At 66.9% G+C, this 25,551-nt stretch carries 27 protein-coding genes; 11 read left to right on the top strand and 16 right to left on the bottom strand.

Annotated features, from left to right (window positions below; all coding sequences use genetic code 11):
- From ribD to Q0C57_RS02315, 11 genes are all read right to left on the bottom strand, one after another.
- Entirely contained in the window at positions 1–1,092 is a 1,092-nt protein-coding gene (gene ribD / locus Q0C57_RS02365; RefSeq protein ID WP_296571511.1) for a bifunctional diaminohydroxyphosphoribosylaminopyrimidine deaminase/5-amino-6-(5-phosphoribosylamino)uracil reductase RibD, read from the bottom strand.
- 43 nt (positions 1,093–1,135) lie between these two features.
- Entirely contained in the window at positions 1,136–1,618 is a 483-nt protein-coding gene (gene nrdR / locus Q0C57_RS02360) for a transcriptional regulator NrdR (protein ID WP_296571508.1), read from the bottom strand.
- Positions 1,619–1,633: 15 nt separating this feature from the next.
- Positions 1,634–2,941 carry a serine hydroxymethyltransferase gene (glyA, locus tag Q0C57_RS02355; protein ID WP_296571505.1) on the bottom strand — a complete coding sequence of 436 codons (1,308 nt, stop codon included), beginning with the start codon at positions 2,939–2,941 and terminating at the stop codon, positions 1,634–1,636.
- Positions 2,942–3,066: 125 nt separating this feature from the next.
- Positions 3,067–3,267: a serine hydroxymethyltransferase gene (locus Q0C57_RS02350; RefSeq protein ID WP_296571502.1), complete on the bottom strand. Its 201-nt coding sequence runs from the start codon at positions 3,265–3,267 to the stop codon at positions 3,067–3,069.
- Between the two features lie 204 nt (positions 3,268–3,471).
- The gene (locus Q0C57_RS02345) at positions 3,472–4,749 is read right to left on the bottom strand and encodes a L,D-transpeptidase family protein (RefSeq protein ID WP_296571499.1); all 1,278 of its coding nucleotides are present in this window, start codon (positions 4,747–4,749) and stop codon (positions 3,472–3,474) included.
- A 262-nt stretch (positions 4,750–5,011) separates the two neighbouring features.
- Positions 5,012–5,143: a hypothetical protein gene (locus tag Q0C57_RS02340; protein ID WP_296571495.1), complete on the bottom strand. Its 132-nt coding sequence runs from the start codon at positions 5,141–5,143 to the stop codon at positions 5,012–5,014.
- A gap of 7 nt (positions 5,144–5,150) precedes the next feature.
- The gene (locus tag Q0C57_RS02335) at positions 5,151–5,681 is read right to left on the bottom strand and encodes a winged helix DNA-binding protein (protein WP_296571493.1); all 531 of its coding nucleotides are present in this window, start codon (positions 5,679–5,681) and stop codon (positions 5,151–5,153) included.
- Positions 5,682–6,139: 458 nt separating this feature from the next.
- Positions 6,140–7,027: a 3-hydroxyisobutyrate dehydrogenase gene (gene mmsB, locus Q0C57_RS02330; RefSeq protein WP_296571490.1), complete on the bottom strand. Its 888-nt coding sequence runs from the start codon at positions 7,025–7,027 to the stop codon at positions 6,140–6,142.
- Positions 7,028–7,075: 48 nt separating this feature from the next.
- Entirely contained in the window at positions 7,076–7,549 is a 474-nt protein-coding gene (locus Q0C57_RS02325) for a DUF6163 family protein (protein WP_296571488.1), read from the bottom strand.
- The gene (locus tag Q0C57_RS02320; RefSeq protein ID WP_296571486.1) at positions 7,546–8,631 is read right to left on the bottom strand and encodes an enoyl-CoA hydratase/isomerase family protein; all 1,086 of its coding nucleotides are present in this window, start codon (positions 8,629–8,631) and stop codon (positions 7,546–7,548) included. Before Q0C57_RS02320 ends, Q0C57_RS02325 begins: the two co-directional genes overlap by 4 nt.
- A gap of 13 nt (positions 8,632–8,644) precedes the next feature.
- The gene (locus Q0C57_RS02315; protein WP_296571558.1) at positions 8,645–9,784 is read right to left on the bottom strand and encodes an acyl-CoA dehydrogenase family protein; all 1,140 of its coding nucleotides are present in this window, start codon (positions 9,782–9,784) and stop codon (positions 8,645–8,647) included.
- Between the two features lie 196 nt (positions 9,785–9,980).
- Between Q0C57_RS02315 and hemB the strand changes: the two genes are divergently transcribed.
- From hemB to Q0C57_RS02290, 5 genes are all read left to right on the top strand, one after another.
- Positions 9,981–11,030 carry a porphobilinogen synthase gene (gene hemB, locus Q0C57_RS02310; RefSeq protein ID WP_296571483.1) on the top strand — a complete coding sequence of 350 codons (1,050 nt, stop codon included), beginning with the start codon at positions 9,981–9,983 and terminating at the stop codon, positions 11,028–11,030.
- Positions 11,027–11,440: a hypothetical protein gene (locus tag Q0C57_RS02305; protein WP_296571481.1), complete on the top strand. Its 414-nt coding sequence runs from the start codon at positions 11,027–11,029 to the stop codon at positions 11,438–11,440. The genes hemB and Q0C57_RS02305 overlap by 4 nt, the downstream gene beginning before the upstream one ends.
- 10 nt (positions 11,441–11,450) lie before the next feature.
- Positions 11,451–12,704: a threonine ammonia-lyase gene (locus Q0C57_RS02300; protein WP_296571478.1), complete on the top strand. Its 1,254-nt coding sequence runs from the start codon at positions 11,451–11,453 to the stop codon at positions 12,702–12,704.
- A 140-nt stretch (positions 12,705–12,844) separates the two neighbouring features.
- Positions 12,845–13,603, top strand: coding sequence for an arginyltransferase (locus Q0C57_RS02295; protein ID WP_296571475.1), 759 nt, complete (start codon positions 12,845–12,847; stop codon positions 13,601–13,603).
- A gap of 84 nt (positions 13,604–13,687) precedes the next feature.
- Entirely contained in the window at positions 13,688–14,659 is a 972-nt protein-coding gene (locus Q0C57_RS02290; protein WP_296571472.1) for a tripartite tricarboxylate transporter substrate-binding protein, read from the top strand.
- Positions 14,660–14,663: 4 nt separating this feature from the next.
- On the opposite strand, the gene parC is transcribed toward Q0C57_RS02290, so the two are convergent.
- Both parC and Q0C57_RS02280 read right to left on the bottom strand, forming a co-directional pair.
- Complete coding sequence (gene parC, locus Q0C57_RS02285) at positions 14,664–16,913, bottom strand: DNA topoisomerase IV subunit A (RefSeq protein WP_296571470.1); 2,250 nt, start codon at positions 16,911–16,913, stop codon at positions 14,664–14,666.
- 93 nt (positions 16,914–17,006) lie between these two features.
- Complete coding sequence (locus tag Q0C57_RS02280) at positions 17,007–17,447, bottom strand: VOC family protein (protein ID WP_296571467.1); 441 nt, start codon at positions 17,445–17,447, stop codon at positions 17,007–17,009.
- Positions 17,448–17,594: 147 nt separating this feature from the next.
- Here Q0C57_RS02280 and Q0C57_RS02275 point away from each other — a divergent pair, with 147 nt between their 5' ends.
- The 5 genes from Q0C57_RS02275 to cimA all read left to right on the top strand — a co-directional run bounded on the left by Q0C57_RS02275 (position 17,595) and on the right by cimA (position 22,212).
- Positions 17,595–18,116 carry a CreA family protein gene (locus Q0C57_RS02275; RefSeq protein WP_296571465.1) on the top strand — a complete coding sequence of 174 codons (522 nt, stop codon included), beginning with the start codon at positions 17,595–17,597 and terminating at the stop codon, positions 18,114–18,116.
- 195 nt (positions 18,117–18,311) lie between these two features.
- Positions 18,312–19,763, top strand: a complete 1,452-nt coding sequence (gene cysS, locus Q0C57_RS02270) for a cysteine--tRNA ligase (protein WP_296571463.1) — start codon at positions 18,312–18,314, stop codon at positions 19,761–19,763.
- A gap of 244 nt (positions 19,764–20,007) precedes the next feature.
- The gene (locus Q0C57_RS02265) at positions 20,008–20,469 is read left to right on the top strand and encodes a GFA family protein (protein WP_296571461.1); all 462 of its coding nucleotides are present in this window, start codon (positions 20,008–20,010) and stop codon (positions 20,467–20,469) included.
- Positions 20,466–20,600 carry a hypothetical protein gene (locus Q0C57_RS02260; RefSeq protein ID WP_296571457.1) on the top strand — a complete coding sequence of 45 codons (135 nt, stop codon included), beginning with the start codon at positions 20,466–20,468 and terminating at the stop codon, positions 20,598–20,600. Before Q0C57_RS02265 ends, Q0C57_RS02260 begins: the two co-directional genes overlap by 4 nt.
- Positions 20,601–20,610: 10 nt before the next feature.
- Positions 20,611–22,212 (top strand): citramalate synthase, encoded by a 1,602-nt coding sequence (cimA, locus tag Q0C57_RS02255; RefSeq protein ID WP_296571454.1) that lies wholly within the window; start codon positions 20,611–20,613, stop codon positions 22,210–22,212.
- Positions 22,213–22,217: 5 nt separating this feature from the next.
- Here the strand turns inward: cimA and Q0C57_RS02250 are convergent, their stop codons facing one another.
- Genes Q0C57_RS02250 through Q0C57_RS02240 form a run of 3 tightly spaced genes read right to left on the bottom strand, consistent with a single transcriptional unit; the run spans position 22,218 to position 23,395 of the window.
- Complete coding sequence (locus Q0C57_RS02250; RefSeq protein ID WP_296571451.1) at positions 22,218–22,505, bottom strand: type II toxin-antitoxin system RelE/ParE family toxin; 288 nt, start codon at positions 22,503–22,505, stop codon at positions 22,218–22,220.
- Positions 22,502–22,744, bottom strand: coding sequence for a type II toxin-antitoxin system ParD family antitoxin (locus Q0C57_RS02245; RefSeq protein WP_296571448.1), 243 nt, complete (start codon positions 22,742–22,744; stop codon positions 22,502–22,504). The genes Q0C57_RS02250 and Q0C57_RS02245 overlap by 4 nt, the downstream gene beginning before the upstream one ends.
- A 39-nt stretch (positions 22,745–22,783) precedes the next feature.
- Positions 22,784–23,395 carry a TIGR00730 family Rossman fold protein gene (locus Q0C57_RS02240; protein WP_296571445.1) on the bottom strand — a complete coding sequence of 204 codons (612 nt, stop codon included), beginning with the start codon at positions 23,393–23,395 and terminating at the stop codon, positions 22,784–22,786.
- A gap of 253 nt (positions 23,396–23,648) precedes the next feature.
- On the opposite strand from Q0C57_RS02240, the gene Q0C57_RS02235 reads away from it, so the two are divergent.
- Entirely contained in the window at positions 23,649–25,544 is a 1,896-nt protein-coding gene (locus Q0C57_RS02235) for an ABC transporter ATP-binding protein/permease (protein ID WP_296571555.1), read from the top strand.
- Positions 25,545–25,551: the final 7 nt, after the last annotated feature.

Here is a 25,551-nt window from a genome sequence, read left to right as displayed (position 1 = left end):
TCAGGCTCCTCGCTCGGCGGTCGGATCGGGGCGGAAGGTTTCGATACGGTCCTGACCCGCCATGCGGCTCTCGACGAGTCGGTAGCGGGCGGGCATGGGTTCGATGAAGCCGGGAACGCCGTCTCCCAGAGCGGCGGGCGCGTGGGCGACGATGATCTCGTCGGCGAGCCCGGCCTTCATCAGCGTGGCGCCGAGGATCGGGCCACCCTCGCTCATGACGCGGGTGATGCCGCGCGCCGCAAGCAGGCGCAGCGCCGCGCCCATGTCGACCGCCCCGTCTGGCAGGCGGCTCACCAGCATGACCTCGCAGCCGGCCCGGCGCAGGGCACGCTCGGCTTCGGGCGGTGCGCCGACGGTGGAGATGACCCAGGTCGGCACCTCGCCCCCAGTGGCCACCAGGCGCGAGGCGAGCGGCAGGCGGAGCCTGGAATCGATGATGACGCGGATCGGCGAGCGCTCCTCCATGCCCGCCAGGCGGCAGGTTAGCAACGGGTCGTCGGCGAGGACGGTGCCGATGCCGATCATGATGGCATCGGCCATGGCGCGGACGAGATGGAGCTGGACGGTCGCCGCCGGGCAGCTGATCTGGGTGCGGGCGCCGCCCGCTGCGGCGACGAAGCCGTCGGCCGAGAGCGCCATCTTGAGCTGGACGAAGGGACGCCCCTGGCGCACGCGAATGAAATGGCCGCGATGGTCGAGGGCGGCTTCGCCGGCGCCGGCACCGACATCGACGCCGATGCCATAGGCACGCAGCATGTGGAAGCCACGTCCGTGCACGCGTGGGTCGGGATCGCCGATGGCGCAGACGACGCGGGCGATGCCCGCGCGCGCGAGCGCGTCGGAACAGGGCGCCGTGCGGCCGTAGTGCGAGCAGGGCTCCAGCGTCACATAGGCGGTGGCGCCGCGGGTCGCCGCCGCGCCGGAGACGGCGATGGCATGGGCGATGGCGGTGGTCTCGCCGTGGGGCCGTCCGCCGGGCTGGGTGACACCACGGCCGACGACGACACCGTCCTTGACGATCACGCAGCCGACGGAAGGGTTGGGCCAGGCGAGGCCGAGATGGCGACGGCCGAGCCGCAGGGCATGGTCCATGTGCCCGAGATCCACAGCCGAGAAAGCGCCGCCGTCCATCACGCTAGCTGCGCTCGGGGTCGCCGGCCCCCTCACCGTCCTCGGACATCTCGCCGATGAGCTGCTGGAATTCGCGCGGGTCGCGGAAGTTCCGGTAGACAGAGGCGAAGCGCACATAGGCGACGTCGTCGAGGGCTTTGAGCGCCTCCATGACGATCCGGCCGATATTCTCGGCGGGAATGTCGGATTCACCCGAGGCCTCGAGCTGCCGGACGATGCCGGAGACGAGCCGCTCGACGCGCTCGGGATCGACCGGCCGCTTGCGCAGTGCGATCTGGATCGAGCGCATCAGCTTGTCTCGGTCGAAGGGCACGCGCTTGCCCGAACGCTTGACCACCACCAGTTCACGCAGCTGGACACGCTCGAAGGTGGTGAAGCGGCCGCCGCATTCGGTGCAGACGCGCCGCCGCCGGATTGCCGACCCGTCCTCGGTGGGACGAGAGTCCTTCACCTGGGTGTCGGCGAAGCCGCAGAAGGGGCAGCGCACGGCGCCCGCGCCGCGTCAGGAATAGATCGGGAAGCGGGCGGTGAGATCTTTCACCTTCTCCCGCACGATGGCCTCGACGGCCGCATTGCCCTCATCGGAATTGGCCTTCGACAGGCCGTCCAGCGTCTCGGCGATCAGTTCGCCGACGCGCTTGAACTCGGCGATGCCGAAGCCGCGGGTCGTACCGGCCGGCGTTCCCAGGCGCACGCCAGAGGTGACGAAGGGCTTCTGCGGATCGAAGGGAATACCGTTCTTGTTGCAGGTGATGTAGGCGCGTCCCAGCGCCGCCTCGGAGGCCTTGCCGGTGAGGTTCTTCGGGCGAAGGTCGACGAGCAGCAGATGATTGTCGGTCCCGCCGGTGACGAGGTCGAAGCCGGCGGCCTTCAGCGTCTCGGCCATCGCCTTGGCATTGGCGACGACGGCTTGGGCATAGGCCTTGAACTCGGGCCGCAGCGCCTCGCCGAAAGCCACGGCCTTTGCGGCGATGACATGCATGAGCGGGCCACCCTGCATGCCGGGAAACACCGCCGAGTTGAACTTCTTGGCCAGGTCCTCGTCGTCGGTGAGGATCATGCCGCCCCGCGGGCCGCGCAGCGTCTTGTGCGTCGTCGTGGTGGCGACATGGGCATGGGGGAAGGGCGAAGGATGGGCGCCGCCCGCCACCAGGCCGGCGAAATGGGCCATGTCGACGAAGAGATAGGCGCCGACCTCATCGGCAATGGCGCGGAAGCGGGCGAAGTCCCAGAAGCGGGCATAGGCGGATCCGCCGGCAATGATGATCTTCGGCTTCGCCTCGCGGGCGATGCGGGCGACCTCGTCCATGTCGATGAGCTGGTCTTCCTGGCGCACCGTGTAGGGGGCGACCTTGAACCACTTGCCGGACACGTTGACCGGAGAGCCGTGGGTGAGGTGGCCACCGGCGGCAAGGTCGAGGCCCATGAAGGTGTCGCCGGGCTGCAGCAGGGCGAGGAAAACGGCCTGGTTGGCCTGGCTGCCGGAATTGGGCTGGACGTTGGCGAAGCGGCAGCCGAAGAGCTTGGTGGCGCGTTCGATGGCGACCGTCTCGGCAATGTCGACGAACTGGCAACCGCCGTAGTAGCGCTTGCCCGGATAGCCCTCGGCATATTTGTTGGTCATCACCGAGCCCTGCGCTTCCATGACGGCGCGCGAGACGATGTTCTCCGAAGCGATCAGCTCGATCTCATGTTGCTGGCGCCCGAGTTCCTTCTGGATCGCATCGAAGATGACCGGATCGGTTTCGGCGAGCGAGGCCGAGAAGAAGCCTTCGAAGGGCTGCGAGGCGGCGGCGGAAGACGAGGACATCCGGATCACTCCGTGGCGCGGCGATGGTCGCCGGGTCGTTCGGGACGATGGTGGTTGCCGGTAGCACAGCGTCGGTTGGGAGTCCAAGGTTGAGCGCACCGCAGACACCAGACCTTGTGCCTATGTCAGGCGCCCTCCCCCGCATCCTGCGCGAGCCGGCGTTCCAGCTTACGACGGGCGAGGCGTTCCAGATCGTGCAGCGCGGCCTGGACCGGGCCCATGACGACCACCTCGGTACCGGTCTCGGCGCAGATCGCGGCGCAGCGGATATAGGCGCCCAGCGCCGTGTGCTCGAAATAGACAATGCGCGGCTGTGATTCGGGCATGATGTCAGTCTGCCACGGGTCAGCGCGCCGGTGTGAGGGGGCGCCCGGGACGTCTGGTAGCGCCGCTGCCGACGCCGCTTGGCCCCGCCCTATGCTCAGGCGGTCCTCGCAGGACGCACTTCGGGTTTGTACTGAGCCCGCCCGCGGCAGCAAAAAGCCCGGCGCGAGGCCGGGCTTTCATCACTATCGTCGCAGGCGTCAGGCTCAGCGCAGCGCCACCGGCTGGGCGGCGGCACCGGAAGCCTGGGGACCGATCCCGTCGCGCTGGTAGATGTCGTCTCGGAACTGCACGAGGCCGTCCGGATTGGCCCAGGCAGTGATATAGACCCAGTAGACGGGAATGGGGTGCACCGGCCTCGCGTCGACGCGGTCGGTGGTGCGGAAGATGCGGTCGATCTCCGAGCGCGACCATTGCGTGCCCTGCAGGATCCAGGCGATGAGCTCGCGCACGTTCTGGACGCGGGCGCAACCCGAGGAATGGAAGCGCTGGTCTTCGCCGAACAGGCCCTTCGACGGCGTGTCGTGCATGTAGACCGCATGCTGGTTGGGAATGTTGATACGGACGTTACCCATCGAGTTGCCCTCGAAGGGGTCCTGACGGAAGCGGAAATTCATCGCCTCCATGGTGTTCCAGTTGATGGATTCCGGAGGAACCTCCTGCCCCTGTCCGTTGAAGACGCGGATGCGGTTCTTGGTCAGGTAGTCCGGCTCGGCCTGCATCTTCGGAATGAGGTCCCTGCGGATGATCGAGGCCGGCACCGTCCAGAAGGGGTTGAAATTGATGTCCTGCACGCGGGTCGTGATAACCGGCGACTGGCGGTCGATCTTGCCGACGACGGTGACATGCCGGGAGACAACGACGCCGTTCTCCACCGCCTCAAGCTGGGCGGCGGGAATGTTCATGACGATGAAGCGGTGCCCGAGGAAGCCGGAATGGGCACGGACCCGGACGAGATTGGTCTCGAGCTGGCGCAGGCGCATTTCGGCGGGAACGTTGAGCGCAGCATAGGTCGACTCGCGAACCTGGCCGTCGGGCGAAATGCCATGGCGGGCCTGGAAGCGCTTCACGGCGGTGTCGACGAAGGAGTCGAAGACATCGGAACGGCCGGCGGAGGCGTTGAGATCGCCGGAGGCGATCAGGCGCTCCCGCAGGACCACGACGGACCGGCGGCGCGCGCCGATGCGCAGGCGTTCGCGCTCGGGGATCGGCTGCCAGCCGCCGCGCGACACGATGCCCTGGTACTGGGCGATGGCCTGCTCGAGGCCCTGCACCGTGTGCGGCCCGAGGACCGGATAGGGATTGATGGTGGAGCGGGTGCGCGAGCCGGCATCGAAACTGTCCGACCACTCGGCGACGGCACCGCGGGACGACTGCGCCAGGGCGGGGCTCGCCACGGCCATGGCGCCGAGCGAGGCAATGCCGCCCAGCAGGGTGCGCCGGTCGAGGGACGAAACGGAATACGCAGGGGAACGATCGGTCACGATAACGGCTCCGGATGATCGGCAGGGTCGCCTCCCGCCGGTGCGCGAGGAAACACCATTATCCTTAAGGAATGCCAAGCGGGTGTCACAATGCAACTAGGGCAACCAATGTGACCAACTCAAGGCATTTCCGGCGATCAGACCGGGAAAATGTATCTTTTGGCACGCCGCGCGCGCCCAGTTGACGAAAAGACGGAAGCCGGCGCGCCGAAAGGACCGCGCCGGCCTCGCCGGATCAACAGGATGTGAGAGGCGGCAGCCGTCACTCGGGGCGCTTGACGCGGTCCTTCGCCAGAAGCGTTGCACCGGTCACGCCGAGCATGTTCTCGGCCAGGAGAAGGACCATGACCAGGCCGGCGGCCAGCATGGTCCAGTCGGACAGCATCGTCGTCATGGGCACCTCAGAGCCGATAGAGGATCTGGTCGGTCCAGAAGCGCTCAAGACGCAGCAGCGACTTGTTGAGCGTCTTGAAGTCGTCGAGGGCGATGCCGCCGACCTGCTCGACCGTGCGCACATGCTTGGCGTAGAGCGCCTTCACGATCTCCGCGATCTCATGGCCCTTGGTGGTCAGGCTGATGCGCACCGAGCGGCGGTCGATGCGGGAACGCTGGTGGGACAGATAGCCCATCTCGACCAGCTTCTTGAGATTGTAGGACACGTTGGAGCCGAGATAGTAGCCCTTGGTGCGCAGTTCGCCGGCGGTCAGTTCACGGTCGCCGATATTGAACAGCAGGAGCGCCTGGACGGCATTGATGTCCGACCGGTTGCGACGGTCGAACTCGTCCTTGATGACATCCAGCAGGCGGCGATGGAGGCGCTCGATCAGCGTCAGCGCTTCCATGTAGACCGGCGTGATGGCCTCGAAACGCTCGAGACGTTCGGGTGAAATCGGCGGCGACGCGATGTCGCGCGTCTTGGTCATCGTGCTCATGGGACGCCTCTTGTCCTGGTTGATGCCGGGGCGTTTTTTGACCCTCGGCCGAGCGGCCCTGTTCACCGCTCGTGTGCCAACAAACTAGACCGGCGAATTTTAAAAGCCCCCGAACAAACAGCGTGAAGGCAGCTTAACCATTACTTCCTCAACAAGAGATTGCATTGATATATCAGCAATATCTCATTGTCTTTTCATCAACCTGACGGGCCGGAGGCAAGGTTCGGTAAAGGATCGGAATCACCGAATTCCGCTCCTTTCCCGGCCGGTGTTTACACACTGTTCAAATCGGCGAAAGCGGTCGTCAACCATTGTCGTGACGCGGCCTCCTTCAACTGCTGGCAATCGGGGCAACGTCCTGTTCAGCATAGGCCGATGACGCCGGGTCAAAGATCCGCAAGGACCTTCCCCGGCGGGATCACCGCGGCAGTGCCTTCCCTAAGGGAAGCCTTCGGTGCTCACCTGCCCCGCAGGAAGTTCACGATGCCGGAAAAGTCCGTGCCGGCCTCACCCTGAGCCGCATAGAGCCCGTAGAGCGCGGCGGCCTCGGCGCCGAGCGGGGTCACCGCCCCGGCCGAACGGGCGGCATCCTGGGCGAGCTTGAGGTCCTTCAGCATCATGGCCGCGGTAAAGCCGGCGGCATAGTCGCGGTTGGCCGGCGAGGTCGGCACCGGCCCCGGAACCGGGCAATAGGTCGTCAGCGACCAGGACTGCCCGGAGGATTTTGAGGCGATGTCGAAGAGCTTCTGCGCGTCGAGACCGAGCTTCTCGGCCAGCACGAAGGCCTCGGAGGTGGCGATCATGGTGATGCCGAGGATCATGTTGTTGCAGATCTTGGCGGCCTGGCCGTTACCCGGCCCGCCGGCATGGACGATGGTCTTGCCCATGGCCTCGAGGAAGGGCTTGGCCGCGGCGAAGGCTGCATCCTCGCCGCCGCACATGAAGGTCAGCGTGCCGGCGCTGGCGCCGCCGACCCCGCCGGACACCGGCGCATCGATCATCTGAAGACCACGCGCCGCGGCCGCCTTCGCCACGATACGGGCGGTGTCGACGTCGATGGTGGAGGAATCGATCAGCAGGGCGCCGGCCCTGGCGCCGGCGATGATGCCGGCCTCGCCGCCATAGAGCGCGTTCACCTCGCGGCCCGAGGGCAGCATGGTGACAACGACGTCGGCCGCCGCGACCGCCTCCGCGATGGATCCGGCACCGACGCCGCCGGCCGCGACGTGCCGGTCGATGGCGATCGGGCTGACATCGGTGCCGACGACCCTATGGCCCGCCTTGACGAGGTTGGCGGCCATGGGGCCGCCCATATTGCCGAGGCCGATGAAGGCGATGGTGCTCATGAAATCCTCCCGCGTCGTGTTTTCGGGCCCGGACCGAAGCCGGGCTTCTTATTCCTCGAAGGCGTCGTCGGCCTGGCGGGCGGCCATCATCGCCGCCACCGTGTAGAACAGCAGCAGGACCGCATCGGCGATCGTCGCCGGAAGGGAGCGCGCCGCGATCTGGACCCAGCCCTGCATGCCCGCCAGCATGGCCAGGTCGATGCCGATGGCGACCGCCGTCGCCAGGATCCAGACAACGCCGCCCCAGGCCGAGGTGAGCCAGAGGCCGACCCCTGCCACCAGTTCGATGACCGCAAAGAAGATGATGGAGGCCTGCATGCCGGGGGGCATGTCCTCGAAGCCGATGCCGTCGGCGTTCGGGCCGCCGCAGATGACCATCCACTGCGTCAGGCCACGGCCGATGACGAGGATCGCAAGGGCGCGCATGAAGATTCGATAGATCCGGCTCCAGTCGATCCCATGCTCCTCGGCGTCGGCCTGGATCGGCGCATCGCTGGCGGGGCGGAACTTGGGGGCGCTCATCGCGGGGCCACGGGCGGAACGAGCTCGCCCCCGTCGAGGGGCGAGAAATGGGCGGCGACCATGGCGGGGGTGACCGCGGCGAGGGTCGCGGGCCGCCAGTGCGGCGCATTGTCCTTGTCGATGATGACGGCGCGGACACCCTCGTAGAAATCGTGGCCGTGGCAGATGCGCGAGACGATGCGAAACTCGGTCTTCATCGCCTCCTCGAACTCCATGGTCCGGCCGGCGCGGACCTGCGCGAGGGCGATCTTCATGGAGGTCGGCGATTTGGTCTGCATCGTCGCCAGAGTCTGGCCGCTCCAGTCGTCGCCGGCCGCAGCGGCCGCGGCGAGGGCGTCCATCACCGCCTCGACCGTGTCGAAGCGGAAACAGGCATCGATTGCGCTGCGGCGGGCAGTGACGCTCGCCGGCTGGGTCGCGACGTCGGCGAAGCCTTCGAGGACTTGGTCGACCGTCTCACGGCCGCAGAGCGCATCCTTGGCCTCGGTGAAGCGCTCCGAGGCCATGGCGTGGGTGGCAAGGCCTGTGGACAGCGCATCACCCTGTTTCATCCGTTCGCCGGTCAGGGCGAAGAAGGCGCCGATCTCACCGGGGATGCGCGGCAGGAAATAGGTGCCGCCGACATCGGGGAAGAAGCCGATGCCGACCTCGGGCATGGCGAAGACGAATTTCTCGCCGGCGACGACATGGCTGCCGTTGATGGAGACGCCGACCCCGCCCCCCATGACGATGCCGTCGATGAGGGACACATAGGGCTTTGGATAGCGCTTGATGAGGATGTTGAGCTCGTATTCCTCGCGCCAGAAGGCCAGCGCCTCCTCGTGCCGGCCGGCCTTGCCGAGATCGTGCAGCACGCGGATGTCGCCGCCGGCGCAGAAGGCGCGTCCGCCGGCGCCAGTCACCACCACCCGCGTCACGGCGGGATCGACGGCAAAGGCATCAAGCGCCCGCCGCATGTCGCGCACCATGGTCAGGGTCAGCGCATTCAGCGCCTTCGGCCGGTTCAGGGTCAGGAGCCCCGCCGAGCCGCGGCGCTCGATGAGGATTTCCGGCTCGGCATCGTCGTGAATCGGTGCGCTCATGACCTGTCTGTTATCACGCGCCGAGCAGGTCACGCGAGACGATGACGCGCATGATCTCGTTGGTGCCCTCGAGGATCTGATGGACGCGCACGTCGCGCAGCACCCGCTCGATCGGGTGGTCATTGAGATAGCCGTAGCCGCCATGCAGCTGCAGGCAGCCGTTGACCACCTCGAAGCCGACATCGGTGGCGAAGCGCTTGGCCATGGCGGCGAGCGTGGTGGCCCGCGGGTCCTTGTCGCCGACCGCGACGGCGGCGCGGCGCACCATGAGGCGCGCCGCCTCCAGTTCGGTCGCATAGTCGGCGATGCGGAAACGCAGCGCCTGGAAATCCTTGATCGCCTGCCCGAACTGCTTGCGGTCGCCCACATAGCCAATGGTTCGGTCGAGGCAGAACTGGGCGCCGCCGAGGGAGCACGCGGCGATGTTGAGGCGGCCGCCGTCGAGGCCGGCCATGGCGATGCGGAAGCCCTGGCCCTCCTCGCCCACCATGTTCTCGGCGGGAATGCGGACATTGTCGAAATCGACCACGGCGGTCGGCTGGCTCTTCCAGCCGAGCTTCTTCTCCTGGGCCCCGAAGCTGAGGCCGGGCGTGTCCTTGTCCACGACGAAGCAGGAAATGCCGCGGGCCCCCTCCCCGCCGGTGCGCGCCATGACGACATAGATGTCGGAGCGGCCGCCGCCTGAAATGAAGGCCTTGGCGCCGTTGATGACCCAGGAATTGCCGTTCCGGACGGCGCGGGTGCGCAGAGAGGCCGCATCCGATCCCGCGCCCGCCTCGGTGAGGCAATAGCTGGAAAAGGTCTTCATGGCGCAGAGATCGGGGACGTAGCGCCGCCTGAGATCGTCGTGGCCATAAGCGTCGATCATCCAGGCCGCCATGTTGTGGATCGAGATATAGGCGGTGGTCGAGACGCAGCCCTGGGCGAGTTCCTCGAAGATCAAAGCCGCGTCGAGGCGGGTCAAACCGGAACCGCCGACATCCTCGCGGACATAGATGCCGCCGAAGCCGAGCGCAGCGGCGGCCCGCAGGGTCTCTTCGGGAAACACGGAACCGGCGTCCCAGTCGCGCGCATGGGGCGCCATTTCGGCGCTCGCGAAATCGCGCGCCATCTGACGGAAAGCTTCCTGATCTTCGGAGAGGGAGAAATCCATCGGCGGGGGAACCCGGAGAGACCGCGACACCACGCGGTTATGGGGCATGGCGGCTCCGGGTCAATTCGGCCGCCCGGGGGAGCCTGACGGATCGCTCATTGCGTAAGGAGTAGCCCCCTCTGGAGGGCTGTTCCGAATAATTCCAGAGTGATATTCATATGTCTTCAGCGGTCGATCAACGCCGCGGAGAACGGCCATGACCCTTCGCGCCTTCCACAAGCCCGCCAGCGATGGCGCCCCATCGGCCGCGCAACGGCTCGACCTCACCACGCGGCTGCGGCGCAACCGCAAGACCGAATGGTCGCGGCGGCTGGTCCGCGAGAATGTCCTGACCACCAACGACCTCATCTGGCCGATCTTCCTCGTCGACGGCACCGAGCCCCGCACGCCCGTCGCCACCATGCCCGGCGTCGACCGTGTCTCGATCGACGAGGCGGTGCGCGAGGCCGAGAAGGCGGCCCGGCTCGGCATTCCGGCTCTCGCTCCATTCCCCTATGTCGACCCGGCCCTGCGCGATCCCGTGGGAACCGAGGCGGAAAACCATCGCAACCTGATGTGCCGCGCCATCCGCGCCATCAAGGCGGCGGTGCCCGAGATCGGCCTGATCACCGATGCGGCGCTCGATCCCTACACCTCGCACGGCCATGACGGCGTGCTGACCGAATGCGGCCGGGTCCTCAACGACGAGACGGTCTCCATCCTGTGCAAGCAGGCGGTCGCCCTCGCGGAAGCGGGCTCCGACTGTATCGCCCCCTCCGACATGATGGACGGCCGGATCGGGGCGATCCGCGCGGCGCTCGACGCGCGCGGGTTCACCGAAGTTCAGATCATGAGCTATGCGGCGAAATATGCATCGGCCTTCTACGGTCCGTTCCGCGACGCCATCGGCACCAAGAAGACGCTGATCGGCGACAAGCGTACCTATCAGATGGATCCGGCCAATTCGGACGAGGCACTGCGCGAGGTCGAGATCGATCTGGCGGAAGGCGCCGACATGGTCATGGTCAAGCCGGGCCTGCCCTATCTCGACATCTGCAGGCGCGTGAAGGACACGTTCGGCGTGCCGACCTTCGCCTATCAGGTGTCAGGCGAATACGCGATGATCGAGATGGCCGCCCGCGCCGGCGCCATCGATGGTGAGCGCGCCATGCTCGAAAGCCTCATCGCCTTCAAGCGTGCCGGCTGCGACGGCATCCTCACCTATTTCGCGCCGCGGGTGGCCGGGTTGCTCAGCGCGGCGGCGTGAGGAACGGCCTGGTCATCACGGCGGTCGTCCTGACGGCCGGTGCCTGCGCCCCCGTCGTGGCGCCCGACCAGCTGGCGCTCTGCCGCGAGGTCCTGCCAGCCCTGCATGATCCCGGTACGCTGATCCGCGAAAGCCGCCATGGCCCGGCCCCGGCAGGATCGGGGGTGCGCATCGACTATCTCGCGGAACGGCAGGGATTGCCGCGCTCGGCGCATTTTGCAACCTGCCGCTTCGAGGGGCTGGACCGGCGCGGCCGGCCCGATCTCGCGGAGCTCTCTACCGAGCGCGGCCCTTTTCCCGGGGCGCGCTTCGTCATCCTGAAGCGCTGGTGGCTGGATCAGGTGCCGTCGCCTCCCCGTTCCGCCGGCACAGTGCGGTCAGGCCTCGCGGAACGCGCCGCGGCAGGATAAGACCGTCGACATGACAGCTGCGCCGGACGCCCTTCCCCCGACCTTGACCTATGCCGACATCCTGGCAGCCCGCGCGGTGCTGGCCGGCCAGGTGATGCGGACACCGATGCTGCCGGCACCGCCGCTCTCGGCCATCACCGGCGCCGAGGTCTTCGTCAAATACGAGAACCTGCAGGTCACCAATTCCTTCAAGGAGCGAGGTGCGCTGGTGAAGCTCGCCTCGCTCGACGCCGATGAGCGCCGCCGTGGCGTCATCGCCATGTCGGCTGGCAACCATGCCCAGGCCGTGGCGCTCCACGCCAGCCGGCTCGGCATTCCCGCCACCATCGTCATGCCGGTGACGACCCCCTTCGTGAAGGTCGCCGCGACGCGCTCGCACGGCGCCACGGTGGTGCTCGACGGCGAGACCCTGGCGGAATCGCAGGTCCGCGCCGAGGCGATCCAGGCGGCGGAGAACCGCGTCTGGGTGCATCCCTATGACGACGCGGCCGTCATGGCGGGACAGGGGACGATCGCCTGCGAGATGCTGGAGGACGTGCCGGATCTCGACATGCTGGTCATTCCCATCGGCGGCGGCGGGCTGATCGGCGGCAATGCGGTGGCCGCCAAGGCGATCCGCCCCGGCATCTCGATCATCGGCGTCGAGGCCGGGCTCTACCCGTCGATGTGGAATGCGATCCGCGGCGAGAACCGACCGGTCGGCGGGCCGACCCTTGCCGAAGGCATCGCTGTGAAGATCGTCGGGCGCTCGACCCTGCCGGTGGTGCGCGACCTCGTCGACGACATCGTGCTCGCCAGCGAAAGCGAGCTGGAACGCGCCGTCAATCTCTACCTGACCCGGCAAAAGACCATCGCCGAGGGGGCCGGTGCGGCCGGGCTGGCCGCCATGCTGGCCGCGCCAGAGCGCTTCCGCGGCGCCCGGGTCGGCCTGATCCTGTGCGGCGGCAACATCGACCCGCGCATCCTCGCCTCGATCATGGTGCGCGAACTGGAACGCGAAGGCCGCATCGTCTCGGTCCGCATCACCATCCCCGACCGCCCCGGCGTCCTCGGCATGGTGGCGACGCGCCTCGGCAGCCTCGGTGCCAACATCCTCGGTGTCGAACATCGCCGCCTCTTCCTCGACACCCCGGCCAAGGGCACCAAGCTCGATGTGACGCTGGAGGTTCGCGACGGCGCACATCTCCACGAGATCCTCGCAGCCCTGGAGGCCGATGGCCTGCCGGCGGCCCGGATCGAGACGGGCGGCGGCCAGCTCGGCTGATCCGCCGGGCATGGCGAGCCTTGTCAGGCGGGCCCTCGATGCCCGGTCCCGGCGACGTGATGGGCCGGAGACTTGCCGTCGCTCCCGCGGTGCCTATCGTAGGAAGGACCGGCCACGAATCTGGAAAGAGCGTCGCTCCCTTGACGCAGCAACCGCGCGACACGCCCCAGTTCTACCTGACGGCCCCGACGCCGTGCCCCTATCTGCCCGGCCAGTCGGAGCGGAAGGTGTTCACCCATCTGGTCGGGCCCAAGGCGCCGCAGCTCAATGACATCCTGACCCAGGGCGGTTTCCGTCGCTCGCAGTCCATCGCCTACCGGCCGGCCTGCGAGACCTGCCGGGCCTGTATCTCGGTGCGCGTGCCGGTGGCCGATTTCCGCCCCGGCCGGTCGTTCCGGAAGGTCATGCTGCGCAACAGCGATCTCGTCGGCGAGATGCGGCCGGCCATCCCGACCTCGGAGCAATATTCGACCTTCCGCGCCTATCTCGACGCCCGCCACCGCGCCGGCGGGATGGCCGACATGACGGTGCTCGACTATGCGATGATGGTGGAGGACAGCCACGTGAAGACGCGGCTGGTGGAATATCGCAGGCGCGATGCCGACACCGCCATCAACGGGCGGTCGAAGGGCGACCTCGTGGCCTGCGTGCTGACCGACATTCTCGGTGACGGGTTGTCGCTGGTCTATTCGTTCTACGAGCCCGACCAGGCCGACCGTTCGCTCGGCACCCTGGTGATCCTGGACCATATCGCCCGGGCCAAGACCATGGGGCTGCCCTATGTCTATCTCGGCTATTGGGTCGAGGGCTCGCCGAAGATGGACTACAAGGCGCGGTTCCTGCCCCAGGAGCGGCTGCAGCCGGAGGGCTGGGTGCGGGTGGAGACGGCGGGCGGCTGACCCGGGCAGCCCCGGTCTCGTCATATGCGTGTCAGGCAAGGCGACTAGCCGGAGAGTCCTGATCTCTCTCGCCCGGTCTCAGCCATGCCCACCCGTCGCCTCGTCCTCGCCGGACTTGCCAGCCTTCCTTTCGCCTCTGTCGCCGCGGCCTTCCCGGAGCGGCCGCTGCGGCTGATCGTGCCTTTCGCGCCGGGCGGCTCGACGGATGTGGCGGCGCGGCTTCTCGCCGAGGCACTTGGCCCGCTGGTCGGCCAGTCCGTCATCGTCGAGAACCGCGCCGGCGCCAACGGTGCCGTGGCCTCGGAAGCGGTGATCCGCTCCGAACCGGACGGCCACGTGCTGCTGGTCGCCTCGGCCTCGACCCATGGCGTGAACCCGGCCGTCGCACGCCGGCTCGGCTTCGATCCCATCGCCGATTTCGCGCCGGTGACCATGATCGGCACCACGCCGCTGGTGCTGGTGACGGCGCCGGGCTTTGGCGCTACCACGCTGGCCGAGTTCATCGCACGGCTGCGCCGTGAGCCGGGCAAGCACAGCTACGCCTCGGCCGGCGCCGGATCGATCACCCACCTGGCCGGTGAGCTGTTCAAGCTGAAGGCCGAACTTTCCGACGTCGTCCACGTTCCCTATCGGGGCGGTGGTCCGGCCATGCAGGCGGTGCTCACCGGCGAGGTGGCCTTCACCATCGAAAGCCTCGCCTCGGCGGCCTCGCTGATCGAGGGCAAGCGGGTGCTGGCGCTCGCCGTCGGCTCCCCGGCGCGCCAGACGGTGCTGCCGGGCGTGCCGACCTTTGCGGAAGCGGGCCTGCCCGGCGTCGAACTTGCGACCTGGAACATGCTGCTGGCACCCAGGGCGACCCCGCCGGAGCGGGTCGCCCTGATCGGACGGGCAGCGCGGGAGGCTCTCGCCACCGAGGCGCTGCGGGCGCGGCTCGCCGCGGCCGGCACGACGGCCATCGCGGATGCCTCATCCGAGCAGACCGGTCGCTACCTCGCCGCACAGATCGAGAGTTTCCGCGCCGTGGTCAAGGCGGCGCAGATCGCCCTGGCGGACTGAGACCTCACCCGAACCTGTTGGTCTTTGGGAAGCCCTTGGGCGGCAGCTTGCCGGCCTCGGCGCGGTTGCCGATCCATTCGAAGAGGTCGGCCTGCGCCACGGTCCAGGTGCGGTCGGAGGAATCCTTCCAGGTCAGGCCTTCGGCGAGGGTGAAGGTCTTCAGGTCGACCATGCCGCCCTCCTTGTATTTCTGCAGGCGGACGCCCTTGCCACGGGCCATTTCCGGCACCTGGCTGAGCGGGAAGACGAGGAGCTTGCGGTTGAGCCCGACGATGGCGACGTGGTCGCCCTCGACGAAGCGCACGGCGGCGAGTTCGTCCGGCGTGTCGACGCCCATGACGCCCTTGCCCTTGCGGGTGTTGGCGACCAGCTCGTCCTCGGCGACGACGAAGCCGCGGCCATCGCGGGAGGCGAGCAGGACCTTGCGGCCGCCGCGATAGGGCACGACCTCGACGATGTCGTGCTCCTGTTCGAGGTCGAACATCAGCCGCATCGGCTCGCCGGCGCCACGGCCGCCGGGGAGCTTTGACCCCTCCAGCGTGAAGACCTTGCCGTTGGTGGCGAAGACCAGGAGCTTCGACGTCGTCTCGGCGAAGAAGGAGAGCTTCAGCCGGTCGTCGGTCTTGAAGGTGAGGGTCGCGAGATCCTGGACATGGCCTTTGAGGGCGCGGATCCAGCCCTTCTCGGAGACGACGACGGTGATCGGCTCGCGCTCGACCAGGGCTTCGGCGAAGGCGTCGACATCGACCTCGCCCGCTTCGCCGAAGGTGGTGCGGCGCTTGCCGAGCGGCGTTTCCTTGGAGAACTGCTTCCTGACATTGCCGATCTCCCAGGAGACCGTCTTCCACTGCAGCGCCTCGGAGGCGAGCAGCTTCTCGATGCCTTCCTTCTCCTTCGTCAGCTCCGCATGCTCGTTGCGCAGCTCGATCTCCTCGAGCTTGGCCAGCGAGCGCAGGCGCATGTTGAGGATGGCTTCGACCTGCACCTCGGTGAGGTCGAAGCGGGCGACCAGGGCCTTCTTCGGCTCATCCGCCGTGCGGATGATGTGGATGACCTCGTCGATGTTGAGATAGGCGATCAGGAGGCCGGCCAGCACCTCGAGGCGCTTGTCGATGGCGGCGAGGCGGTGCTGCGAGCGGCGGATCAGCACCTCGCGGCGGTGGTCGAGCCATTCGCGCAGCACCTCCTTGAGGCCGACGACCTTCGGCACCTTGCCCTTCATCAGGACGTTCATGTTGAGCGGGATGCGGCTTTCCAGCTCGGTCAGCTTGAACAGGCTCTCCATGAGGATGCCGGCGTCGACATTGCGCGATTTCGGCTCGAAGACGAGGCGGATGTCCTCGGCGCTCTCGTCGCGCATGTCGGCAACGAGGGGCAGTTTCCGCTCGTTGATGAGTTCGGCGATCTTCTCGATCAGGCGGCCCTTGGTGACGCCGAAGGGGATCTCGGTGACGACGACGAGATAGGTGCCGCGGCCGGTATCCTCCTGGTGCCAGCGGGCGCGCGTGCGGAAGGCACCGCGGCCGGTCTCATAGGCGTCCTCGATGGCGGCGCGGCCCTCGATGATGATGCCGCCGGTGGGGAAATCGGGGCCCGGCACATGGGCGATGAGGTCGCGCGTCGTGCAGTCGGGATGGGCGATGATGTGCAGCGCCGCATCGCAGATCTCGGCGGCATTGTGCGGCGGGATGGAGGTCGCCATGCCCACCGCGATGCCCTGGCTGCCGTTGGCGAGGAGATTGGGGAAGGCGCCGGGGAGGACGACGGGCTCCTCGTCCTCCTCGTTGTAGGTCTTGCGGAAGTCGACCGCGTCCTCGTCGATACCGTCGAGGAGGAGGCGCGCGACCTCGGTCATGCGCGCCTCGGTGTAGCGGTAGGCGGCGGCGTTGTCGCCGTCGATATTGCCGAAATTGCCCTGGCCGTCGACGAGCGGGTAGCGCTGCGAGAAGTCCTGGGCGAGGCGCACCAGCGCGTCATAGACCGACTGGTCGCCGTGCGGGTGGAACTTGCCGATGACGTCGCCGACGATGCGGGCGCATTTCTTGAAGGCCGTGCCGGGGTCGAGCTTCAGAAGCCGCATGGCGTGGAGGATGCGGCGGTGAACCGGCTTCAGCCCGTCGCGGGCGTCGGGCAGCGCCCGGCCCATGATGGTGGAGAGGGCATAGGCGAGATAGCGCTCCTCCAGCGCATCGCGCAGGTTGATCGTTTCGATACCGTCGTCGGAGCCTGACGGCGGATTTATGCGCTCGCCCATGGGTCAGGCCTCGCGAATCGGAATGAGGGACATGAACCCTCGATAAGCGGGGCGGAAGGTGCGAACAAGCGGGGAACGGCCGGACGGCTGTGGTCAGCGGGAAGCGCGTGTCAGAATGTCACCACAACCGACGCTGCGCTGGTGCTCGCCGTGGAACACCGCCTCGATGTTGTTGCCGTCCGGGTCGATGAGGAAGGCGGCGTAGTAGCCGGGGTGATAGGTGCGCAGGCCCGGCGGGCCATTGTCGCGCCCGCCGGCGGCAAGGCCCGCCCGATGGAAGGCCTCGACCATGGCGCGGTCCTTCGCCTGGAAGGCGAGGTGGTGGCGGCCGGTCAGCATCCCCTGCGCCGCCGGACTGTCACGGGAGGAGATGAAGAGTTCGTCGGCCCAGAAATAACTGGCTTCCTCGCCGCCAATCGGAATGTCGAGCACGCCGAAGACAGCGCCGTAGAAGCGGCGGGAGGCGGCGAGATCGGCGACGACCAGCTGGACGTGGTCGATGAGGCGGCCGCGGTGCAATGCGTTGGCTTCCATGGGATGTCTCCGTCAAACTGTCGCGAGGTGCAGGCAGATAGGGAACCGATACAACGCCCCGGCGTTGCCTGGCGCTGGCAGTCAACGCCATCGGCATGCCAAACCATGGCGGCAGGCTCCCTATGACCGCCTCACCGGAGCCGACACATGCGCCGCATCCTCGCCGCAACCCTCGTCGCCATCGTGGCCCTGCCCCTGGTCCTTCCCGTCCTGCCGGCCTTCGCCCAGTCACCGGATCTGATCTTCCGCCGCTCGACGGTGTTCCGCCTGCTCTCCCCCAACGACAAGCTTGCCACCTACGGCATCGACGACCCGCAGGTGGAGGGCGTCGCCTGTCATTTCACCGTGCCGGAAAAGGGCGGGTGGGCCGGCGCCTTCGGCCTCGCCGAGGAATTCTCCGAGGCCTCCCTCGCCTGCCGGCAGATCGGCCCGATCCGCATCACCGGCCGCTCCAGCCAGGGCGACGTGGTGTTCCGCGAGGGCCGGTCCTTCTTCTTCAAGCGCGTGCAGATCGTGCGCGGCTGCGACGCCCGCCGCAACGTGCTGGTCTACATGATCTATTCGGACAAGCTGATCGACGGCTCGCCGCAGAACTCGACCTCCACCGTGCCGATCATGCCCTGGGGCCAGCAGACCGAGGTGGTCCGCTGTGGCGACTTCATCAGTTAGACCGGACGCAGTGCGGTGCTTGACGTCGGCGCGCGCTTCTGCGCTATCTCTGCCGCATGAACGGTTCGATCATCCTCATCGGGATTATTTGCGGCTGAGCGTCTTCGCTGGCCGGTCGCCGTTTTTTGCCATCATCCCCAAGCGCAAAAGATCACTGACACGGCCAGCGGCGGACGCCGTCGTGCGGAGACGGCTATGGCGATCAGGCTCTACAACACGCTGACGCGGTCGAAGGACGAGTTCGTCCCGATCGATCGGACGAACGTCCGCATGTATGTCTGCGGCCCCACGGTCTATGACGACGCCCATATCGGCAATGCGCGGCCGGTGATCGTCTTCGACCTGCTGTTCCGCCTGCTCCGCCATGTCTATGGCGAGGGTGCGGTAACCTATGCCCGCAACATCACCGACCTCGACGACAAGATCAACAAGCGTGCCCACGAGCGCGGCATCACGATCCGCGAACTGACCGAGGGCACGGCCGCCCGCTTCCACGCCGCGATCGACGCGCTGGGCAACCTGCGGCCGACCGTCGAGCCGCGGGCGACCGAGCATATCGCGGAGATGAAGGCGCTCTGCGAGAAGCTGGTGGCGGCCGGCCACGCCTATGTCGCCGAAGATCATGTGCTGTTCTCGGTGCCCTCCATGCCGAACTACGGCGGGCTGTCGAAGCGGCCGCTGGACGACATGATCGCCGGCGCGCGCGTGGATGTGGCGCCCTACAAGCGCTCGGAAATGGACTTCGTGCTGTGGAAGCCCTCGCGCGAGGCGCACGAGCCGGGCTGGGAGAGCCCCTGCGGTATCGCGCAGCCCGGCCGTCCCGGCTGGCATATCGAGTGCTCGGCCATGAGCTGGAAGCACCTCGGCGAGACCTTTGACATCCATGGCGGCGGCATCGACCTCGTCTTCCCCCACCACGAGAACGAGGTGGCGCAGTCCACCTGCGCCTTCGGGCACGGGGTGATGGCCAATGTCTGGATGCACAACGGCTTCCTGCAGGTCGAGGGCGAGAAGATGTCCAAGAGCCTGGGGAATTTTGTGACGATCCAGGAATTGCTGGAGACCGACAAGTTTGGCGGGCGCAGTTGGGCTGGCGACGTGCTTCGTCTGACAATGCTGAAGACCCACTATCGGCAGCCTATCGACTGGACAGTCCGTAGCCTTGAGGAATCAAGCATCCGTCTTCAGCGCTGGCTGTCCGTTGTTTCGGAGACATTCGGCGCCGAGGCGAAAACCGAGGATTTCTGGTCAACGCTTCCGTTATGGCTGAAGAGCCTACCGGGGGAAAAGGACGTCCTAACCGAGGCTCTCTCAGATGATCTCAATACACCCATCACTATGTCGCTGATTGACGGTACCGTAGGTGACTGGCGATCGGCTCGGACCAGCGCTAGCAAGACCGTCCGGGCAAAATTTGTTGCCTACTATCTCTATTTTCTCGGCCTCGCGGGACCTCGATCATTTGACGTTTCCAATCAGGCATCGGTGGAAGACCTCATCGCCGCGCGCCTCGCCGCCCGCAAGGCGAAGAACTTCGCCGAGAGCGATCGCATCCGCGACGAGCTCGCCGACATGGGCATCCAGCTCAAGGACGGGAAGGACCCGGCCACCGGCGAGCCGGTGACGACCTGGGAGGTGATGCGATGATCGCCGCGAGCGAGATGGCTGCACCGGCGAAGTGCGTCCTTCGAGGCTCGGCTGTCGCCTCGCGCCTCAGGATGAGGGGCGTGTGTGACCTGCACAACGGTGGCCCGAATAGAGACCCGGCGCGGCGCCGACGTTGCCTTGCGTCGCGTGCCACACACCGCCCTCCTCATCCTGCGGAGCTAGCGGCAGCGAGCCTCGAAGGACGAACTTCATTCCTGCAGGTTTGCCAGAGGAGCCTGTCGCCATGACCACACCCTTCACCGGCGGCTGCCAGTGCGGCGCCGTGCGCTTTTCCTGCGAGAGCCTAGGGCGCGCCTCGATCTGCCATTGCCGCATGTGCCAGAAGGCCTTCGGCGGCTATTTCGGGCCGCTGGTGACCGGGCGCGGCGTTGTCTGGACACGCGGCGCACCGGCCTATTTCCAGAGTTCCAACAAGGTTCGGCGCGGCTTCTGCCGCGATTGTGGCACGCCGCTGACCTTCGAGCCGGCGGGCGGTGCGGTTGACCTCGCCATCGGCGCCTTCGACCATCCGAAGGAGCTGATCCCGGTGATCCAGCTTGCAAGCGACATGCAGCTGCCGTCCTTCGACAGCCTGCATGCGCTGCCGACCGTAACGGTCGCGGGGGACGCGGCCTTTGCCGCGCATTGTGCCGGCATCGTCTCCCACCAGCACCCCGATCACGATACCGACCACTGGCCGCCGTGAGCGACGACCGGCCCAACGCCAATGACGACACAGCCCGGGCGCTGAAACGCATCACCTTCTGGGTGGCCTTGAAATTCCTGGTTCTCATCGCGCTGACGCTCGGCGTCCTGCGGTGGAAGGGCCTGATCTAGAGACAGTGACATGACCGCCTCGACCGAACGCCTCTATCTCTTCGACACGACGCTGCGCGACGGCGCGCAGACCACTGGCGTCGACTTCACGCTCGACGACAAGCTGAAGATCGCCGCGATCCTCGACGATCTCGGCATCGACTACGTCGAGGGCGGCTATCCCGGCGCGAATGCCACTGACACCGCCCTGTTCGGCGAGGATCGGCGGCTGAAGGCGACGTTCACCGCCTTTGGCATGACCAAGCGGGCCGGCCGCTCGGCAGCCAACGATCCCGGCGTCGCGGCGCTGCTCGACGCCAAGGCCAAGGCCATCTGTTTCGTCGCCAAGGCCTGGGACTATCACGTCCATGTCGCGCTCGGCTGTACGCTGGAGGAGAACCTCGAGGGCATCCGGGATTCCGTTGCCGCCGCGAACGCCCGCGGCTTCGAGGTGCTGGTCGATTGCGAGCACTTTTTCGACGGCTACAAGGCCAATCCCGACTATGCTTTGGCCTGCGCCCGCGATGCCTATGCCTCGGGCGCGCGCTGGGTGGTGCTCTGCGACACCAATGGCGGCACCCTGCCGGAGGAGGTCGAGGCGATCGTGCAGGAGGTGGCGGCTGTGGTGCCGGGTGGCCATCTCGGAATCCATGCCCACAACGACACCGAACAGGCGGTGGCGAACACGCTGGCGGCGGTGCGCGCCGGCTGCCGGCAGATCCAGGGAACATTAAACGGCCTCGGCGAGCGTTGCGGCAATGCCAACCTCACCTCGCTCATTCCGACCCTGCTACTGAAGCCGGCCTATGCCGACCGCTTCGCCATCGGCGTCAGCCGGGAGAAGCTCACCCAACTCACCAAGGTCTCGCGCCAGCTGGACGAGCTCATCAACCGGCCGCCGAACCGCCATGCGCCTTATGTGGGCGCCTCGGCCTTCGCCACGAAAGCCGGCATCCACGCCTCGGCGGTGCTGAAGGAGCCGGAGACCTATGAGCACGTGCCGCCGGAAACGGTGGGCAACCGCCGGCAGGTCCTCGTGTCGGAACAGGCCGGCAAGTCCAACGTGCTGGCCGAGCTCGAGCGCGTCGGGCTGACCGTGGCCAAGGACGATCCGCGCGTCGCGCGCATCCTCGACGAGGTCAAGGAGCGCGAGAGCCTCGGCTATGCCTATGAGGGGGCGGATGCCTCCTTCTTCCTGCTCGCCAAGCGCGTCATGGGCGAGGTGCCGGCCTTCTTCACGGTGGAGCGCTTCAAGGTGAATGTCGAACGGCGCTACAACGCCGTCGGCGACCTCGTCACCTTCTCGGAGGCGACCGTGAAGGTGAAGGTGGGCGACGAGGTGATGATCTCGGCAGCCGAGGGCAACGGCCCGGTCAATGCGCTGGACGCGGCGCTGCGCAAGGATCTCGGCCGCTACCAGCGCTTCATCGAGGACCTGGAGCTGGTCGACTTCCGCGTCCGCATCCTCAACGGCGGCACAGGGGCCGTGACGCGCGTGCTCATCGAGAGCCGCGACGGCAGCGGCGACACCTGGACCACGGTGGGGGTCTCGGCCAACATCATCGACGCCAGCTTCCAGGCCCTGACGGATTCCATCACCTACAAGCTGGTGAAGGAGGGGGTGGGGGTGTGAGAGCCCTAGATGCTTCCGTCGATGTCCATGCGCTGATGCAGGATGCGGATCACCACGACCGTCTCCGGCAGCAGGCGGTAAATCACGATATGCGACCCCGCCGACAGGATCCGCAGCCCCGGCGCAACCGCCTCGGCTGACCGCCCCATTTCGGGGAAGCGCAGAAGCCGCTCGATGGCCGCCTGAAGCATCCGCAGATAGACCACCGCTCGGTCGGTGCCCCAGGTATCGGCCGAATAGTCGAAGATGTCGGACAGATCCTGCTCAGCCGCCGGGTTGAGCGCCAGCTTCATCCGTATCCGGCCAGCTTGCCAGCGAGAAACGTCTCGAAGTCGAACGCGCGCGCCTCTCCGCTGGCCTCGCCTTCGGCCACCGCCGCACGCAGCGCGGCAAGCTTCGCCTCATGATCCTCAAGCAGCCGAAGTCCCGCCCGGATGACCTCGCTGGCCGAGCCATAGCGCCCCTCAGCCACCCGCTGGTCGATGAAGCTGGTGAAGTGATCGCCGAGGCTGACCGAGGTGTTCTTGGGCATAAACTAACGATACCAAAAAATGGTATCGACCTCAACGCCTCACATCTTCTCGATGACCACCGTGTCGTGCTCGGCCGCCAGCGCTTCCTGCGGCAGGTCCGCCACCTGGTCGCGGATCGTCGGGATGATGTCCCGTATCTCGTCGATAATCGTGTACTTGACCGCGAGGCCGGGCCGGATGAAGCCCTCTGCCTTCATATGGTCGAGGAGGACGCGCAGAGGATCCCAGAAGCCGCCGACATTGGCGATGATGACCGGCTTGGCGTGGCGGCCGAGCTGCGCCCAGGTCAGTTGCTCGATCAGTTCCTCGAGGGTGCCGATGCCGCCGGGCAGCGCCACGAAGGCGTCGGCCTCGGTGAACATCCGCATCTTGCGGCTGTGCATGTCGGGTACGGTGACCAGGTCGATGACGGCGTCGAGGGGCATTTCCTTGCGCTTGAGGAAATCGGGGATGATGCCGAGTACATTGCCGCCGCCGTCGACCACGGATTTCGCCAGCGTGCCCATCAGGCCGATGCCGCCGCCGCCATAGACCAGGCGAATGCCGGCCTTGGCCATCGCGGCGCCAAGTTCGCGCGCCGCCTTCTCGTGGACGACGTCATGGCCGGAACCGGAACCGCAATAGACACAGATGGACTTGATCGTCGCCATGGTGGCCTCGTGAGCGGGATTTCGGCTGCGGGGGCGCAGACCGCGAGTCGCGGACGAGACCATAGCAGGGCGCGCGGGCCGAGGTCAGCCATGCGCATTCGCACGGCGCCGGGGCTTCACCGGAACGGAAAGGCGATTATATCGATTCCAGGGAGAATGCCCTCTCCCCTAGGACAAGATCATCGTGACTTCTCCCCACGCGCCGCACGCGCCCGCGGCCGGGCCAAGGCCCGTCTCCGCCGAGGGCGGCGCGCTGACCCGCACGATCCTGCATCTGTGGCCTTTCATCTGGCCGCATGAACGGGCCGACCTGAAGACACGCGTCGCCTGGGCCATGGCCCTTCTGGTCATCGCCAAGGTGGTGACCATGGTGGTGCCCTTCACCTTCAAATGGGCCACCGACGCCCTCGCCGCACCACAGGCGGCCGATGCCGGCTGGTGGGCGGCCGTGCTTGCCGCTCCGCTCGCCTTCACCCTGGCCTACGGCATCTCGCGCATCCTGATGGCCGTGGTCACGCAGATGCGCGACGGCCTGTTCGCCAAGGTATCCATGCATGCGGTGCGACGCCTCGCGCTGCTGACCTTCGAGCACATGCACAAGCTCTCGCTGCGCTTTCACCTGGAGCGCAAGACCGGCGGGCTCACGCGCGTGCTCGAGCGCGGCCGAAACGCGATCGAGACCATCGTCAGGATGATCATCCTGCAACTGATGCCGACCATCCTGGAGCTGGCGATGATCGTCGGGATCCTCCTGTGGATGTTCGACTGGCGCTATGTGGTGGTCATCCTGGTGACCGTCGCGGCCTATCTGGCCTTCACCTACTACGCCACGGAATGGCGCATCGCCATCCGCCGCGACATGAACGAGAGCGATACCAACGCCAACGTCAAGGCCATCGACTCGCTGCTGAATTTCGAGACGGTCAAGTATTTCTCGGCCGAGGCACGCGAAAAGGCCCGCTACGACGTCTCCATGGCGCAATATGAAACCGCCTCGACCAAGGCGCTGACCTCGCTCGCCGTGCTGAATGCAGGACAGGCGGCAATCTTCACCGCCGGCATGACGGTGGCCATGGTGCTCTGCGCGATCGACATCACCCGCGGGCGGAACACGGTCGGCGACTTCGTCATGATCAACGCCATGATGATTCAGCTCTATCAGCCGCTGAATTTCATGGGCATGGTCTATCGCGAGATCAAGCAGGCGGTGACCGACATCGAGGCGATGTTCGCCATCCTCGGCCGCAATCCGGAGATCATCGACCGTCCGGGCGCGCCGGACCTGAAGGTTGACGGCGGCACGATCCGCTTCGAGGACGTGACCTTCGCCTATGATCCGGCGCGACCCATCCTCAAGGGCGTGTCCTTCGAGGTGCCGGCGGGCAAATCCATTGCTATCGTCGGTCCGTCAGGGGCCGGCAAGTCGACCATCTCGCGCCTGCTGTTCCGCTTCTACGACATCAGCGGTGGGCGCATCACCGTCGACGGCCAGGACATCCGCGAGGTGACGCAGGCCTCGCTGCGCCAGGCCATCGGTATGGTTCCGCAGGACACGGTGCTGTTCAACGACACGATCCGCTACAATATCCGCTATGGCCGCTGGGAGGCAACCGACGCCGAGGTGGAGGAAGCGGCGGGCCTCGCCCAGATCCACGATTTCATCGCGCGCAGCCCGGACGGCTATGCGACCGAGGTCGGCGAACGCGGCCTGAAGCTCTCGGGCGGCGAGAAGCAGCGGGTCGCCATCGCCCGCGCCATCCTCAAATCGCCGCCCATCCTGGTCCTGGACGAAGCGACATCGGCGCTCGACAGTCATACCGAACGGGAGATCCAGGAAGCCCTCGACCGCATCGCCCGCGACCGCACCGCCATCGTCATCGCCCACCGGCTTTCGACCGTGGTCAATGCCGACGAGATCATCGTTCTCGACGACGGCAGGGTGGCCGAGCGCGGCACGCATGGAGAACTGCTTGCCAAGGGCGGCCTCTATGCCGGATTGTGGAACCGTCAGCGCGAAGCGGCCGAGGCCGAGGAAAAGATCGCAGGCCTCGATCGCGGCACGCCCGCCCGGTCCCAGGAAGCGGTCTCGGATTCGTCCGCCGAACGCGCCGCCACCTTCGTCAAGCCGCCAAAGGAGGCGGCGGAGTAACGGCACC

The sequence above is a fragment of the Phreatobacter sp. genome (genome assembly GCF_022843985.1).
Lineage (GTDB): Bacteria > Pseudomonadota > Alphaproteobacteria > Rhizobiales > Phreatobacteraceae > Phreatobacter.
Note: the sequence above shows the minus strand (reverse complement) of the source record. Positions and strands in the feature narration are given on the sequence as shown.